This window comes from Bacillus sp. FAU20 (genome assembly GCF_056033865.1).
On sequence record NZ_JBVYHY010000021.1, the window covers coordinates 49675 to 66076 of the forward strand.

Here is a 16402-nt window from a genome sequence, read left to right on the forward strand (position 1 = left end):
TCTAAACATATAAAACCACTCTTTTATAATGTATGAACGGAATGCAAATTTGCGTTGAAAAATCTACAAATATTTTTCTATATTCTTTTTTCAATTGTGTTACAATAAGGACAGATTGAACGAATAGAGGTGTAAAATATGCGTTTCATTTGGGCATTAATTTGGTCGTTCTTACTTGTACATATGATGAGCTATGTAATCGGCTCTATGACTGGCGGTACATACGACTTTAACCAAGCGTCTATTTTCTCAGTTGTTCTTGCTGTGTTAGTACTAGCAATTTCAGCTGCAATTCCAAACGAGCCAGTAGAACAACACTAAAAAAAGAGTCCGGATTTTATCCGAACTCTTTTTTATTTTTATTTCACATGAACGACTAGTTCGTTATTTTCTACATCAACAACTACGTGACTATTGTCAGTAATTGTTCCTGCAATTAATTCTCGTGCTAATTTCGTTTCCACTTGACGTTGTACGTATCGTTTTAATGGACGAGCTCCGTACATTGGGTCGAAACCAGCTTCTACAACAAATTCATTTGCTGCATCTGTTAATTCTACTGTAATGTGACGGTCAGCTAGACGACCTTGTAGTTCTTTTACAATTTTATCAACAATGCCTTTAATTTCATTCGTTGTAAGAGGTTTGAATAAAATAATTTCATCAACACGGTTTAAAAATTCAGGGCGGAAATGTCCTCTTAATTGCCCCATTACAAGGTCTCTTGATTCCTCTTTAATCGAACCATTTTCTTCTAATCCATCTAGTAAATGAGCAGATCCAATATTTGAAGTCATAATAATAACTGTATTTTTAAAGTCCACTGTACGACCTTGCGAATCTGTAATGCGTCCATCATCTAACATTTGTAATAAAATGTTGAATACTTCTGGATGTGCTTTTTCAATTTCATCTAATAAAACAACGGAATATGGTTTACGTCTTACCGCTTCTGTTAATTGACCACCTTCTTCATATCCTACATATCCAGGAGGCGCACCAATTAAGCGTGACACTGCGTGTTTCTCCATATACTCAGACATGTCAATGCGAATCATTTGCTCTTCACTATCGAATAAAGACTGTGCTAACGTTTTTGCAAGTTCTGTTTTACCAACACCTGTTGGTCCTAAGAAGATGAAAGAACCAATCGGGCGGTTCGGATCTTTAATACCAGCGCGAGCACGAAGAACCGCGTCTGACACTAAGCTTACTGCTTCCTCTTGTCCAATGACACGCTCTGATAAGATTTGCTCTAAGCGTAATAATTTCTCGCGTTCGCCTTCAACAAGTTTAGCAACAGGAATACCAGTCCAGCGTGAAACAATATCTGCAATTTCTTCTTCACTTACTTCCTCACGTAATAAACGATTTTCTTGTTTATTATGCGCACCCATTTCTTCCGCTTCTTTTAACTCTTTTTCAATTTCTGGAATTTTCCCGTGACGAAGTTCGGCTGCTTTATTTAAATCGTAATTACCTTCTGCTTCTTCTAATTCACGGCGCAGACGTTCTAAATGTTCACGTAAGTCACGAACTTTGTGAATGTCTTCTTTTTCTTTCTCCCATTTCGCTCTCATACCACTTGCAACTTCTTTTAAATCCGATAATTCATGTTGCAATGTTTTTAGACGCTCTTGGCTACCACGATCCGTTTCTTTTCCAAGAGCCGCTTCTTCAATTTCCAGCTGCATAATGCGGCGCGTTACTTCATCTAATTCTGTTGGCATAGAATCGATTTCTGTACGAATTGTTGCACACGCTTCGTCAACAAGGTCAATCGCTTTATCAGGTAAGAAGCGATCTGAAATATATCGATCTGATAAAACTGATGCTGCTACAATCGCACGGTCATGAATATTTACACAGTGATAAATTTCAAAGCGTTCTTTTAATCCACGTAAAATTGAGATTGTATCTTCAACAGTTGGTTCTTCTGCTAATACTTGTTGGAAACGTCTTTCTAACGCTGGATCTTTTTCAATATATTTGCGATATTCATCGAGCGTCGTCGCTCCAATACAATGCAGTTCACCACGCGCAAGCATCGGTTTTAACATATTTCCTGCATCCATCGCACCTTCTGTTTTACCAGCTCCAACTATTGTATGAAGTTCATCAATGAATAATAAAATGCGTCCTTCACTCTTTTTTATTTCATTTAATACAGCCTGCAGACGCTCTTCGAACTCACCACGGAATTTCGCACCAGCTACGAGCGCACTCATATCTAACGCAAAAATCGTTCTATCTTTCAATCCTTCAGGTACATCCTTTTTCACAATACGCTGTGCTAGCCCTTCAACGATTGCTGTTTTACCAACACCTGGCTCCCCAATTAAAACAGGATTGTTTTTCGTTTTACGTGAAAGAATACGGATTACACGTCGAATTTCACTATCCCGTCCGATTACAGGATCAATTTTCCCTGCTCTCACTTCCGCTACTAAATCACGACCATATTTTTCTAACGCTTCATAAGTTGCTTCTGGATTTTGACTAGTCACTCTTTGATTCCCCCGAACTGTCATTAAAGACTGTAATAAGTTATCTTTCGTAATATGCAATCTTGTAAATAATTGATTTATATCGCCTTTTTCTTCAGAAAAAGCAAGCAATACATGTTCTACTGAAATGTAATCATCCTGCAGTTTTTCTGCTTCTTTCCCTGCTCTTACAAGCAGTTGTTGCAGAGCGCTCGTTACATACAATTTTCCAACTTCTGCACCGCTCCCCGTTACAGAAGGTTTCTTTTTAATTAAACTTTCAGCACCTTGCTTTAATGCTTCTATATCAACATTCATTTTTTGAAATATACGTACTGCTAATCCATCTTGCTCTTCTAATAATGCAAGTAATAGATGAACAGTATCCACCTCTTGGTGATGATGAGATACCGCTAAAGATTGGGCACTCATAATCGCCTCTTGTGTTTTTGTTGTCATTTGATTTAAGTCCATCTTTACAGCCCTCCAAAAGTTTGACTTTCTTTGACCTTTGATTTGATTATACGCCAACTGACTTTTTTATACAATAATTTTGCCTATGTATTTTCAAACTTATTATTTGAAAAAGAAAAAGAGAGCATTCATTATACTGCTAAAAATACGGTAAATGAAATTACAATGTGTGACGACAAAAAAGCCGCAATAACGATTGCGGCTCCTGTTACGGTTTTCTTTTATATGTCCACTGGCGGTTATGATTCGTGTTATCCGGAAACTTTTCACCGGCAGTTAATTTCACCATTTGCGGATCTTTCACCATACTTCCCGTTTCACCAATTTCTACGTAAATGCCATCATTCGGCGCTTTTTGTCCAGAACGAAACCTGCGATTTTGTCCCATCTTCATTCTCCTTCCATGACGTCTTGCCTCATTAGTATATCCATTTTAAAAGAAAGCTTTTCTGTCATGTTTAGGAAACAGTACTACATCTCATTCTTGTACATATATATGAATGACACGAGCGTAAGCAGGGATTTCTTTCCTACTTGTAGAAAAAAAGAAACCAACCTACTCTAGGCTAGTTTCAAAGGAGAGTCAAACATATACGAGAAGATTACATATTCATTATATGCCTCATTATACGAGCAATGTAACCCTTTTCACAATTTGTACATAATGAAAGAAACATTGTTTGAACTTTCTAAAAAGATGTTGACTTTTCTTAATTTCCAACGATAAATAGTAGACACCACAGCACTTTGAGACGTAAGATGGATATATAGTGAAATTTCCATCTATGGTGATTTCACCAAGTCTAACCTCTTATTTCTGCATATTAAAAACGGAAATACAGATAGATACAAAAAAATTATTATAAGAGGTGAAATTATGAACAAACAACATTTAATCGCATTAGACTTAGACGGTACTTTATTAACAGACAACAAAATAATTTCCACTCGAACGAAACATACAATTGCAAAAGCAAAGGAACAGGGACATATTGTTGTTATTTCAACAGGACGTCCATTCCGTGCTAGTTATGATTACTATAAAGAACTTGCTCTTAACACACCTATCGTAAACTTTAACGGTGCTTACGTACATCATCCTCTTGATTCAAGCTGGGGAACACACCACTCTCCTCTTGAGCTAGCAACAGCGCAAGAAATTGTACGAGCTTGCTTTGATTTCGGCGTAAAAAATATATACGCGGAAGTAATGGACGATGTGTATGTTCGTGAAATTGATGAAGATAAAAAACATATTTTCGAATTCGGCTCTCCTAAGATTTTTACGGGAGACTTATTAAATATTTTAAACGATCATCCAACTTGCTTATTAATTGATGCACATGACGAGCATTCCACTGCAATTCGTCAACATTTAACGGATATGCATGCGGAAGTAATCGACCATAGAAAATGGGGCGCACCTTGGCCGATTATTGAAATTGTGAAAAGTGGATTAAATAAAGCAGTTGGATTACAAAAAATCTCTAGTCATTACAACATTCCACAAGAGCGAATTATCGCTTTCGGTGATGAAGATAATGATTTTGAAATGATTGAATTTGCTGGTCACGGCATTGCAATGGGAAATGCCATCCCTGAATTAAAATCACTCGCAAACCATACGACGTTAACGAACGAAGAAGATGGTATTGCTTTATATTTAGAAGAGGTTCTTGGGTTGTAATCTAAAAATTCCCTACTTATAGTTTCCTGCCAAATGTCCATACTATAAGTAGACGCATGAGACATCGCGTCGATTGTTTTCAGCTAAATAAAGGGGGTTTTTCGAATGGGTAAAAAGAACAAATCAAAACGTTTTATCCAACAAGGAGCCGATGCTGTTATGAAGCATGATGCAAGATTCCCGTACAGAGGTACATTAGCTGAGGCAGAAAAAGCAAGAAGTAACTCTTCTTTTGGAGGGGTTTAAATGGGGAACTTACTATTCCAACAAGCTAGAGATGCTGTTGAAAATGCCGTATCTTGTTCAAGCGGTACTGAGCAACAAGATCTCGTGTATAGAGCAAAAAATGCTTTGCAATCCGCTTACGCAAACTCTTCAACTGCTGAAAAAGTTCAGCTCCGTGAAATGCAAGAGCAATTGCAAAACATTACGAATTTACATTAAAAAAGAGGACCAACTTTGGTCCTCTTTAATCTTTCCGAAACAATCCGAACACCCCAACTGTTTGCAGTATATTTGTAAATGCACCTGGGTCCACTTGTTTAATAATCCTCTCTAATTCGTATAACTCGTAACGGGTAATAACCATCATTAACATTTCTTTATTTTCATTCGTATAAGCACCTGTTGCTGGTATCGTTGTAATCCCTCTTACTAATCGCGAGTGAATCGCCTTTCTTACGTCTTCCCCATTCTTCGTAACAATTAATGCTGTAATCTTTACATGACGAGTATGAATTGCATCAATAATTCTCGTTGACACATATAAAGTCACTAGCGTATACAACGCTTTTTCCCATCCATATACATAGCCAGCAGCGATAATGATAATTGCATTAAAAAAGAAAAAGTATGTACCGACAGGCTTATCTTTTATTTTTGATAAAATCATGGCAATAATATCTAATCCGCCTGTAGAAGCACCCCACTTTAAAGCAATCCCTACTCCAATTGCCGAAATAATTCCGCCAAAAATCGCATTTAATATGATATCATTCGAAACCGCTCTAACAGGGATAATTTCTAGAAACAGAGTCATAAATATAACACAAAGAAAACTAAAAAAGGTGAAGGCCTTTCCAACCTTTTTCCACGCTAAAATAACGACAGGAATATTAAATAAGCTAAACAATACTCCCGTAGATATGTGAATCGATAAAAAATCACCTAATATTTGTGATAATAATTGAGACAATCCAGCAAAGCCGCTCGCATACACTTTTGCTGGCGTTAAAAATAAATTCATCCCAATCGCGTTTAATAAACCTGCGATGATTACAACGATTAACTTCTTTATAAGTTCAGTATAATTCAACTTCAAATCCATTTGGAATCCACCTTTACCCTTCATAAATGCACCGCTATACATAGTCTTTACGAAAAAGGAAATGATAAACGTACAACGTTTAGAAATGGAGTTGATACATTATGCCACATACGAGTGATAACGACAAAAAAGCACGCGATAATAACGCAAAACGCACACAAAAAAATGAGCAAGAGCAAAAAAATATTCAGCAAGGTAAACGTGCATACTCTAAAAAGACCGATCACCTTTGATTCCATCGTACATCAACAATTATGTTGATGTACTTTTTTACATTTTAAAGGAAAAAAACATTAAAAATTCACTTCATGTTCACTTCTATATTCTACAATAGCGATAACATATTCGGATGAGGTGTTGGCATGAGAGGGAAACATATTTTCATTATTACTGCACTAATAAGTATATTGATGCTATCTGCTTGCGAACAAAAAAATGGCTCAGCTACAGTCGCTACAGCAACAGACTCGACCATTACAAAGGATAACTTCGAAAAACAATTGAAAGATCGTTACGGAAAAGACATGCTATACGAAATGATGGCACAAGACGTCATCACAAAAAAATATAAAGTACCTGATGAAGAGGTAAATAAAGAAGTAGAAAAAGTAAAAAAACAATATGGAGATCAATTCAAAAAAGTATTAGTAAATAATGGTTTAAAAGATGAAGAGGATTTTAAAAATCAAATTAAGTTCAAACTTGCTATGAATGAAGCGATTAAGAAAAGCATTACAGAGAAAGACGTAAAAGACCACTATAAGCCAGAAATTAAAGCGAGTCACATTTTAGTAAGTGACGAAAATGAAGCGAAAGAAATAAAGAGTAAACTAGATGCCGGTGCTTCATTTGAAGAATTAGCAAAACAAGAATCACAAGATCTACTATCAAAAGATAAAGGCGGAGACCTTGGATACTTCAATTCAGGTACAATGGCTCCTGAATTCGAAACGGCTGCCTACAAACTAAATGTTGGGCAAATTAGCAACCCCGTAAAATCATCAAACGGTTATCACGTTATTAAATTAACTGATAAAAAAGATTTAAAACCTTACGATGAGGTAAAAAACTCTATTCGCAAAAACTTAGAGGAAGAACGTACTGCTGATCCTGTATTCAGCAAAAAATTGTTACAAGAGGAATTAAAAAAGGCAAATATTAAAATAAATGATAGTGATTTGAAAGATACATTTACTCTTGTTTCTCCGCAAGGAAATTAAAAAAAGCACACCCTTATCTTTTTAGATAAGGGTGTGCTTTTTAATCTTTCATCTTATTTCTTAAAGTAAGTCCAACCTTCTTCTTGGTAAACCTTTTCTTCTTTCATCAACTTACCAAGTGCGCGCTTAAATGCAGCTTTACTCATGTTAAAGCGTTCTTTAATATCTTCTGGATGGCTCTTATCCCAAAACGGCATTGCTCCGCCTCGTTCTTCCATATATGCATAAATTACCGCAGCATCATCTTCCATTCCTTCTTCTTTACGAGGAAGAAGTGAAATGTTAATTGTACCGTCATCTTTTACGTCAATAATACGGCCCGTTACACGCTGACCGATGCGGACTTGTTCTTTTCTTTCTGTATGGTGTAGGAAAGCACGGAAATGCTCATCCGTTAGTATGAATGAACCAACTTGAAGTGAACGATATACACGTCCGTTTACGTTTTTATTACGCATAGATGGCGTTGCATCTACGATAATTTCTTGCATATCACTGTCTCTTGCCGGAAGAGCAATTAAACGATCACGATTCGTTAATTTTAACGTACAATATAATTCGTCGCCTACTTCTGGCCATACCGGCATATAAATCGGGAACTCATCAGCTGGAATTAGTATATCTTTTGACACACCAATATCAACAAACACACCTAAACTAGGAATAACTTCTACAACCTTTACCCAGTTCCAATCATAAGTTGTAATAATTGGTTCCTTCATTGTTGCTGAAATACGATTTTGGTGATCAAGGTATAAGAATACATCAATCGTATCGCCTTCTTCAATTTCTCCAGCCACTTCGTTTTTATGTAGGAAAATTTCTTCTTCTTCATTCCCAACCATATATCCGATTTCCGTTTCGCGTAAAACAGTTACCTGTTCAATCGATCCTATTTGCAAATACATATTTTTTAATTCCCTTCTATATATATAAAATTATCTTTTTTATCATTCCAAACAAAAGTTAATTATAACATGATTTTTCCTATATTTGTCCAACTGCCCAAAATTCACTATAATAAAATGAGGTTACATGAATATAAGTACGAAAACACTTAAGTCTAGACTCGTTTTCAGCTATACTTTAGTATGTACAGTACATAAAAAGATTAGAAATTTATTTGGAGGTGCTAACTATGGCAAAAGATAGTTCTTTTGACATCGTTTCGAAAGTAGAATTACCTGAAGTAACAAACGCAATTAATATCGCATTAAAAGAAATCCAAAACCGATATGACTTTAAAGGAAGTAAAAGTGATATTAAATTAGAAAAAGAAGTACTTGTTTTAACTTCTGATGACGAGTTTAAATTAGAGCAAGTAAAAGACGTTCTTATCTCTAAACTTGTAAAACGTAACGTTCCAATTAAGAACTTAGATTACGGAAAAGTTGAAGCTGCAACTGGCAACACTGTTCGCCAACGCGCAACACTTCAACAAGGTATCGATAAAGATAACGCGAAAAAAATTAACAACATCATTAAAGAAATGAAATTAAAAGTAAAAACACAAGTACAAGATGATCAAGTACGTGTTACAGCAAAAAGCCGTGATGACTTACAAGCAGTAATCGCAGCTGTTCGTAGCGCTGATTTACCAATCGACGTACAGTTCATTAACTACCGCTAAAAAGAAAACTCCTCTTAATTAGAGGAGTTTTCTTTTTTGTCTTGTAGAGACAATATTACGAGAACAAACTATAGAAAAAGGGTATGTGTGGTAAAAATCGCTAAGTAAATTGAAAATAAGGAAAAGACACCTTAAGACGTTTTCCCTTCGATTTGAATTACTTTTCTTAGTAACTACATCCTAGACCAAAGTCATCTTAAAAATCGCTGTAACTCATAATTCCTCTCCACGCCAAAACGTAACAATTTATGAGTATAAGAATATTTCCCGACCTTTAATGTAATGTAAAATTAGTAAGGATCTTAAAAAATGTTAATTAAAAAAGAGTTAGAAGTGGTTATTTGAAGAAATTAATATTATGGTTTTTATTGGCCACATTCTCCCTAAATACTGTAGGATGTTCTAATAATACGAATACACTAACGGATAAGTCTAACTGTATCAACAAAGCTTGGTACAAAAAAAATATGTCATGTAATCATTTAAAAAAACATTAAATAGTTAATGATAAAGGTCATAAAAAAAGACACCTCAAAGTGCCTTCCTCCGACTTGAACCAATAATATTCGGATGGATTTAAAAAGAAGCATACATCGTTAATAAAGATGCAGACTTCAAAATAAAAAGTACACTAAGTAAACTCTTATTCAAAAATTTATATTAAACACTAATATTTTAGAAGAAAGTTTATAAGTTTAGAACCTACAGGGATTTTCCCTGTAGGTTTTATTATATTTCAAGTGATTTCCAAATGAATTATGAGTGACTTTTTTCAGTTTGGTTTTCAAAATATTTTTCTTTAACCATTTTTATCAGATTTTCTTTTTCTGTTAGTTCAAATATAAATAATGCTTTTTTCATGTTATTTGCAACATCTTCTTCATTAGGTTGTTTAAGTTTCAATAAATTCCAAGCTTTTCCATAGTATAATTCACCTAGTAAATATAAAGTATTTAGATTAATAGCTAGTTTGATACCCATATCATTGTATTTTACTGCCTCTTCATGTTGATTTGCATGACCTAAAATTTTTGCTAAATTAAAAATAATTTTCAATTTAATTTCTTTATCTCTAGGAAAATCTAACTTATTAAAATTAGTTAAACACCTTCTTAATATATTAATACTTTTTTCATATTCTTTATTTTCCCCATGGAATATAGCAATTGTCTGCATAATATCTATTTCTCTTTCTGATAAAAAATCTGAATTAGTTACAGTTAATTTTAATGCATTATTTAAAAAATCTAAAGCAGTTTTTATTGATTTATCCACCATAAATATAGCAATCGCTTCATGCCATATTAAAAATTGTTTATCTTCTGTTGATTGGAAGTTATTTTCGTTTTTCTCTTTTTTCACTATTTCATAAAGTTCTTTGTATTGTTTTTGCTTTAAGCAATCTTTTATTACGCATTTTACATTTTCTACATATTTTAGTTTTTTGTTTTGAGTTAATGCAAATATATTATTTGGGTCAATACCAAGTCTTTCTGATAATTGATATAACAATATACTAGATGGATAAATCACACCTTTTTCTATTTTGCTAATTTGACTTTGCGAACATATTCCATGACATAATTCGGATTGTGATATATTTTTTTTAATTCTAAGCTCTTTAATGGTAATACCCAAATCGTAAAACTCCATTTTCCCACCTACTATTTAGCACTGTATTAGTATAAGAGTATTCTCTAACTTTTAATGTAATGTAAAATTAATATAGTTGCAATTATTGATTTTTCAAAGATTCTTCCCTATCGGTGCTAACACAAAAAACAGGTTAGGAAGAAAATCCTCTTCCTAACCTGGCCCTCCTCTCACTAGGGACGTTTTCATTCTCACATCGTTTCTCTTAAGAAATTTCATATCAACAGAATAAACACTATCGCGCCACCGAACAAACTTACATATACAATAAGAAGACATGAACATAGAGCCAGCAACTTTTCATCTTATCTACGCTTCCTTTTAACTGCAATTAAAAACGCAATAAATAATACATTCACCCCAACGATTAAGGAGATAAATAACCAATTCACACCTGTTTCTCCGTTAACTTTATACACGTTTGATTCTTCACGCTTTAAAACGAGATAAAATTCCCCATCTTCCTCTCTTATAATTTCATCCTCTAACAATCCTCTTAACTCTTGTTTTTCACCAATCATACTTGCAGGTAAGGAGACTTTTTGTGTTTCTTTCGTATTATTAATTGCTACTAAAGTTACTTCATTTTTATATTTTCGTTTTAGTATGCTCATACCGCTCTTATCATACAGTAGCTCAAACGTACCGCGTCGTAAAGACGGTCTCGCTTGTCTAAGTTCACCTAGTTTTGTTATGTGCTGCATAAATTTTTCGTCTGACTTAAAATCCATTAATCGTCTATTATCGGGTACACTTCCTCCATCTAATGCAATTTCAGTTCCGTAATAAAAATTCGGAATTCCAGGTGATGTTAACAAATATGTAAGCGCCAGTTTTAAACGTGATGGCGGATAATACATATTTTCTTTTGCAATACGCGCATATCTTTTTGTTTCTTGATCATCTAAAAACGTAACAAATTCCCCTTCTTTTTTACTCACATCGTATAACGATTTCACCGATACATCTGCTTTAGAAAACGATTCTACTATTTTTTCGTTGTATTCGCTATCCTCCTTTGTCATAATACGAAAATCTTTCTTTATCACTTGCATATCTTTTTGCGCGTTATCCCAAAAGGAACGCGGCTTTTTTTCACTATGTATAACATAACTTCCGTCTAAATCAACTTCTTTTATCCACCATTTCATTGCGTCAATTACCTGTTGTTCGTTTTCTCCAAGTGGAAATTGAAATACAACTTTCATTCCTTTTGCATGAACTTCTTTTACAAGTTCTTTCACATCATTGTCTGTCCCGAAATGTTCATTTACCTTTTTAAAATTTCGCACGTCTAATCCATCGTACTTTCCACTTTCAAAAAGTGGCGAAAGCATAACGGTAGTAAAACCCATTTCTTTTATGTAATCCAACCTTTTTATAATTCCTCTTATATCCCCTCCTTGATACCCTTCTAAATTACCAACTTCTAACTGTTTGTCATTTTTCGGTTCTCCATTATTGAAGCGATCAATCATAATGGAGTATATAACTTCATCTCGCCACTCTCTTTTTTCGTCTGCAAAAGTATGTATTGGTACAAACAAAACAACAGCTAAGCAAAAACAAATGAATAGTTTCCTAGTCCGTATTTTTCCCACACGCATCCCCCAAGCTTTTAATTGTAAGAATATTATACCAATTATCCGAATGAAACGCATATGTCGATTTTAATCCTCATAAAATAATTCATGTTAGGTTTTATGACATCATGCATATAATTTTCTGAATTTTTAGTTGATTTTTAGTTTAATTTCGAATATGATATGAAACATAACAAATAGATGTTATTTTTTCTAACATTACAGGAGGAGAGATCATGGATATGGGAGATACAGTTTTTATGTTTGTGACGACAGTAATGGTCATGTTGATGACACCAGGATTGGCACTTTTTTATGGAGGTATGGTTCGCAGCAAAAATGTACTCAGCACAACGATGCATAGTTATAGCGCAATGGCTATCGTTTCGATTCAATGGATTGTTATCGGCTATTCTTTATCATTCGGACCAGATTGGCACGGGCTTATCGGTACACTTGATTGGTTCGGTCTAAACGGAGTTACCTACGCACCAAATCCAGACTACTCATCTACTATTCCTCACAATTTATTCATGATGTTTCAACTCATGTTCGCCATTTTAACTCCAGCTTTAATTTCAGGTGCATTCGCTGAAAGAATGCGATTTTCTGCCTTTCTTATTTTTATCCTTCTATGGACAACGATCGTTTACAATCCTGTCGCTCATTGGGCATGGGGCGTCGGCGGGTGGCTAAGGGAACTTGGTGCACTAGACTTCGCTGGCGGAAACGTCGTTCACATCACTTCCGGAGTTGCTGGTCTTGTATTAGCTATTTTCCTTGGAAAACGAAAAAACATAAATGGTTCTTCTCCCCACCATTTGCCATTTACAATGTTAGGCGCAGGCTTATTATGGTTTGGCTGGTTCGGTTTTAACGTCGGCAGCGCATTATCCTTAAACGACGTAGCTTTAACTGCATTTATTAATACAAATATAGCCGCTGCTGCCTCCGCTCTAACTTGGATGCTTTCTGAATGGTTCTTCCAATCAAAACCGACCGCGATGGGAGCTGCTTGCGGAGTTGTTTCTGGTCTAGTCGCTATTACACCAGCTTGCGGGTTCGTTACACCTTTCTCCGCCCTTCTTATCGGAGCAATTGGTGGCATATTATGCTTCGGCGCCGTTTTCTTCTTAAAAACAAAATTTGGGTATGACGATACACTTGATGCCTTTGGATGCCACGGCATCGGAGGAACTTGGGGCGGTATTGCAACAGGACTATTTGCAACTACTACCGTAAACGGGGATGGTGCGAACGGATTGTTTTACGGAAACGCCGCGTTACTGTTTAAACAACTTATAGCGATTGGCGCAACATATGCATTCACAATCATCATGACGTATGCCATTATTAAAGCGATCAACTTCTTCCTCCCTGTTCGAGTAGATGAACACGAAGAACACATGGGTCTTGATATTTCAATGCATGGTGAGAAGGCTTATGAACATGCAGAGCGAGCAAACTAAAAAGGGATGCAATCTATTACTAATAGATTGCATCCCTTTTTTTGCGCACGAGGCAACATACCCCACCTAGTATAACTGTAAATATATCAACGTTTTTTTGGATATATCAACGATTTTTCAAATATATCGATTGTTTCTTTCAATATATCAACGGTTCGACACAACATATCAATTTACCAACAAATTCCGACATGAAGAAGATGAAAAATACCCCGGCATAAATTTACACACAAAAAAGACGACCGAAGCCCGGTCGTCTTTTCCTATTTATTTCGGAGCATTTCCTACATATTGCGTAATATCAACATTTAATGCCTGCGCTAAACGCATACCGTATTCTTGATCTGCACGGAAGAAGTTACAAACAGCTAATAATTTTGTGCGTTCATTTACGTCTTTTAGATCATTTGTTAAGTTTGCAATTAAGTTATCTTGCTCTTCTTTAGAGAATGAACGGTAACGCTCACCTGCTTGTTTGAAGTCATTTGGTTTCTCAATTTTTTCACGAGATACATAGCCTTCTACTTTCATAGTTGAATCGCGGTAAGCTTTGTCTTCAACTGGATTTTCAGCATGACGACTAGGTTCATAGTTGATTGTAGATGGGTTTTGATTCACTTGCATCGCACCATCACGTTGTTGATTATGAACAGCTACGTATGGGCAGTTTACAGGAATTTGCAAGTAATTTGCACCAAGACGATAACGTTGTGTATCTGGGTAAGAGAATAAACGACCTTGTAATAATTTATCTTCCGATGGCTCAATACCATTTACTGTTGCACTTGGAGAGAACGCTACTTGTTCTACTTCTGCAAAGAAGTTTTTCGGATTACGATTTAATGTCATTGTCCCTACTTCAATTAACGGGAAGCGATCTTCTGGCCATACTTTCGTTGGATCTAGTGGATCAAAGTCTAAAGAATCCATTTCATCTAATTGCATAACTTGTACGTGTAAATCCCATTTCGGGTGATTTCCTTTTTCGATCGCGTCGAACAAGTCACGAGTAGCATGATTGAAGTCTTTCCCTTGTACCTCTTGCACTTCTTTCGCATTTAAGTTACGTACACCTTGCTGTGGTTTCCAGTGGTATTTAATATAAACAATTTTACCTTCTTCATTAATCCATTTAAATGAATGGACGCCGAAACCTTCCATTTCACGATAACTTGCTGGTGTACCGTAATCAGAAAATACCCATGTCATCATATGTGTAGATTCCGGACTTAACGTCATGAAATCCCAGTAACGATCTGGCGTTTGAATATTCGTATCAGGTGCTGGTTTTAAAGAATGTACCATATCAGGGAATTTAATTGCATCACGAATGAAGAAAACTGGTAAATGATTACCTACGATATCGTAGTTTCCTTCTTCTGTATAAAATTTAACAGCGAACCCACGTGGGTCACGTGCTGTTTCAGGAGAACCTTGACCATGAATAACCGTTGAAAAACGAACAAATACAGGTGTTTCAGTTCCTTCATTTTGTAAAAATGCAGCTTTCGTATATGGCTTCATACTATTTTTCGTTACGAATACACCGTGAGCACCTGCACCACGTGCATGTACAACACGCTCCGGAATACGTTCACGATCAAAGTGTGCAAGTTTTTCTACTAAATGATAGTCTTCTAATAATACCGGTCCACGACGACCAGCTGTACGAGAATTTTGGTTGTCTCCAACTGGAGCACCTTGGTTTGTTGTTAAGCGATTATTTGGATTCATCTAGGGGGATCCTCCTCTTTCTTTCATAGTAATTATTATTTATTTAAAATTATTATAAATTAATTATTATTCAAAACTAAATCTTTGTCAACTATTTCCTTCACTTTTTTGGAAACAATTTCAGCCAAACAGTCGATAAATGCCGATTGCGCATTCGGCATATTTGGTCTAAAATATTTGGCATTTAATTCATCCGTTACAACTTTACATTCATAATCGTTGTCATATAAAACTTCTAAATGCTCCGCTACAAAACCAACTGGGCAATATATGAAATATTCGTACCCATGCTCTTCATATAAATCTTTCGTTAAATCTTGCACATCTGGACCAATCCACGGATCTGGAGTATTCCCAGCACTTTGCCAACCGATTGTATAGTTTTGAATATTTGCAGCTTCTGCAATTAAATCTGCCGTATGCTTTAGTTGTTCTACATATGGGTCTCCTGCTGCAATAATTTTTTCTGGCAAACTATGTGCTGAAAAAATTACGACTGCTTTCTCTTTATCATCAATTTCTTTAAACGTTTCTTTTATTTGGTCTGCCCAATACGAAATAAATTTCGGTTCATCATACCATTGTTCAATTGGTTCAATAACAGGACCACCGATTTCTTTTGAAAGACGAATAGCACGGTCATTATACGCTTTAATGCTAAATGTAGAATAATGCGGCGCTAATACGATACTAATCGCTTGCCCAATCTTATCACGCTTCATCTCTTCTACTGCATCTTCTATAAATGGAGCTATATGTTTTAAACCTAAGTAACAAGTAAATTCATACTCTATAAATATGTTATTCATTGAATCTGTTAATTTATGCGCCTGTTCTTTCGTAATTTTTGCAAGTGGCGAAATTCCACCAATCGCTTTATAGCGCCCAATTAAATCTTCAAGCGCTTCTTCTGATGGCTTACGCCCGTGACGGATATGTGTATAATATCCCTCTACATCGTCTAATGATTCCGGTGTTCCATACGCCATTACGAGTAAACCTATTTTTTTCTTTGTCATCTATATAACACCTCAATTTTATAAATGAGAATCCTTTTCAGAACGTTTGTTTCCAATTATAACAAGTAATAATAAGTACGTCAAAATAACAATTCTAATTAAATATTATTTACAAGGTAA

16 protein-coding genes are annotated in these 16402 nt (G+C 35.4%); 8 read left to right on the forward strand and 8 right to left on the reverse strand.

Annotation, left to right across the window (positions count from 1 at the left end):
- Nucleotides 1-138: 138 nt before the first annotated feature.
- A complete protein-coding gene (locus AC0OM3_RS14040; protein ID WP_001211116.1) occupies nt 139-321 on the forward strand; it encodes a YjzD family protein in 183 nt (60 codons plus the stop codon).
- A gap of 38 nt (nt 322-359) precedes the next feature.
- On the opposite strand, the gene clpB is transcribed toward AC0OM3_RS14040, so the two are convergent.
- Complete coding sequence (clpB, locus tag AC0OM3_RS14045) at nt 360-2960, reverse strand: ATP-dependent chaperone ClpB (RefSeq protein ID WP_474212154.1); 2601 nt, start codon at nt 2958-2960, stop codon at nt 360-362.
- 208 nt (nt 2961-3168) lie between these two features.
- Nucleotides 3169-3348, reverse strand: coding sequence for a YjzC family protein (locus tag AC0OM3_RS14050; protein ID WP_000531421.1), 180 nt, complete (start codon nt 3346-3348; stop codon nt 3169-3171).
- A 489-nt stretch (nt 3349-3837) separates the two neighbouring features.
- Here AC0OM3_RS14050 and AC0OM3_RS14055 point away from each other — a divergent pair, with 489 nt between their 5' ends.
- The 3 genes from AC0OM3_RS14055 (at nt 3838) to AC0OM3_RS14065 (ending at nt 5091) form a co-directional block, all read left to right on the forward strand.
- Nucleotides 3838-4647: a Cof-type HAD-IIB family hydrolase gene (locus AC0OM3_RS14055; protein WP_001041231.1), complete on the forward strand. Its 810-nt coding sequence runs from the start codon at nt 3838-3840 to the stop codon at nt 4645-4647.
- Nucleotides 4648-4752: 105 nt separating this feature from the next.
- Nucleotides 4753-4893: a hypothetical protein gene (locus AC0OM3_RS14060; protein WP_000516816.1), complete on the forward strand. Its 141-nt coding sequence runs from the start codon at nt 4753-4755 to the stop codon at nt 4891-4893.
- On the forward strand, nt 4894-5091 hold the full coding sequence (locus AC0OM3_RS14065; RefSeq protein ID WP_000527407.1) for a DUF3813 domain-containing protein: 198 nt from the start codon (nt 4894-4896) through the stop codon (nt 5089-5091).
- Between the two features lie 25 nt (nt 5092-5116).
- Here AC0OM3_RS14065 and AC0OM3_RS14070 read toward each other — a convergent pair whose 3' ends face one another.
- Nucleotides 5117-5974, reverse strand: coding sequence for a YitT family protein (locus tag AC0OM3_RS14070; RefSeq protein ID WP_000364436.1), 858 nt, complete (start codon nt 5972-5974; stop codon nt 5117-5119).
- Nucleotides 5975-6075: 101 nt separating this feature from the next.
- Here AC0OM3_RS14070 and AC0OM3_RS14075 point away from each other — a divergent pair, with 101 nt between their 5' ends.
- Together AC0OM3_RS14075 and prsA are read left to right on the forward strand one after the other, a co-directional pair.
- The gene (locus AC0OM3_RS14075; RefSeq protein WP_001120851.1) at nt 6076-6207 is read left to right on the forward strand and encodes a DUF3941 domain-containing protein; all 132 of its coding nucleotides are present in this window, start codon (nt 6076-6078) and stop codon (nt 6205-6207) included.
- 129 nt (nt 6208-6336) lie between these two features.
- The gene (gene prsA, locus AC0OM3_RS14080) at nt 6337-7194 is read left to right on the forward strand and encodes a peptidylprolyl isomerase PrsA (RefSeq protein ID WP_061883892.1); all 858 of its coding nucleotides are present in this window, start codon (nt 6337-6339) and stop codon (nt 7192-7194) included.
- A 53-nt stretch (nt 7195-7247) separates the two neighbouring features.
- Here prsA and AC0OM3_RS14085 read toward each other — a convergent pair whose 3' ends face one another.
- Nucleotides 7248-8102 carry a CvfB family protein gene (locus tag AC0OM3_RS14085; RefSeq protein WP_000281260.1) on the reverse strand — a complete coding sequence of 285 codons (855 nt, stop codon included), beginning with the start codon at nt 8100-8102 and terminating at the stop codon, nt 7248-7250.
- 230 nt (nt 8103-8332) lie between these two features.
- Between AC0OM3_RS14085 and AC0OM3_RS14090 the strand changes: the two genes are divergently transcribed.
- A complete protein-coding gene (locus tag AC0OM3_RS14090; RefSeq protein WP_001040149.1) occupies nt 8333-8824 on the forward strand; it encodes a YajQ family cyclic di-GMP-binding protein in 492 nt (163 codons plus the stop codon).
- 756 nt (nt 8825-9580) lie between these two features.
- Here the strand turns inward: AC0OM3_RS14090 and AC0OM3_RS14095 are convergent.
- A complete protein-coding gene (locus AC0OM3_RS14095; RefSeq protein ID WP_000397889.1) occupies nt 9581-10477 on the reverse strand; it encodes a helix-turn-helix domain-containing protein in 897 nt (298 codons plus the stop codon).
- 305 nt (nt 10478-10782) lie between these two features.
- On the reverse strand, nt 10783-12138 hold the full coding sequence (locus AC0OM3_RS14100) for an alpha-amylase family glycosyl hydrolase (RefSeq protein ID WP_474212162.1): 1356 nt from the start codon (nt 12136-12138) through the stop codon (nt 10783-10785).
- A gap of 158 nt (nt 12139-12296) precedes the next feature.
- Here AC0OM3_RS14100 and AC0OM3_RS14105 point away from each other — a divergent pair, with 158 nt between their 5' ends.
- On the forward strand, nt 12297-13529 hold the full coding sequence (locus AC0OM3_RS14105; protein WP_474212164.1) for an ammonium transporter: 1233 nt from the start codon (nt 12297-12299) through the stop codon (nt 13527-13529).
- A gap of 267 nt (nt 13530-13796) precedes the next feature.
- Here the strand turns inward: AC0OM3_RS14105 and katB are convergent, their stop codons facing one another.
- Together katB and hemH are read right to left on the reverse strand one after the other, a co-directional pair.
- The gene (katB, locus tag AC0OM3_RS14110; protein WP_474212166.1) at nt 13797-15263 is read right to left on the reverse strand and encodes a catalase KatB; all 1467 of its coding nucleotides are present in this window, start codon (nt 15261-15263) and stop codon (nt 13797-13799) included.
- 59 nt (nt 15264-15322) lie between these two features.
- Nucleotides 15323-16282: a ferrochelatase gene (gene hemH / locus AC0OM3_RS14115; protein WP_000162631.1), complete on the reverse strand. Its 960-nt coding sequence runs from the start codon at nt 16280-16282 to the stop codon at nt 15323-15325.
- Between the last annotated feature and the right edge of the window lie 120 nt (nt 16283-16402).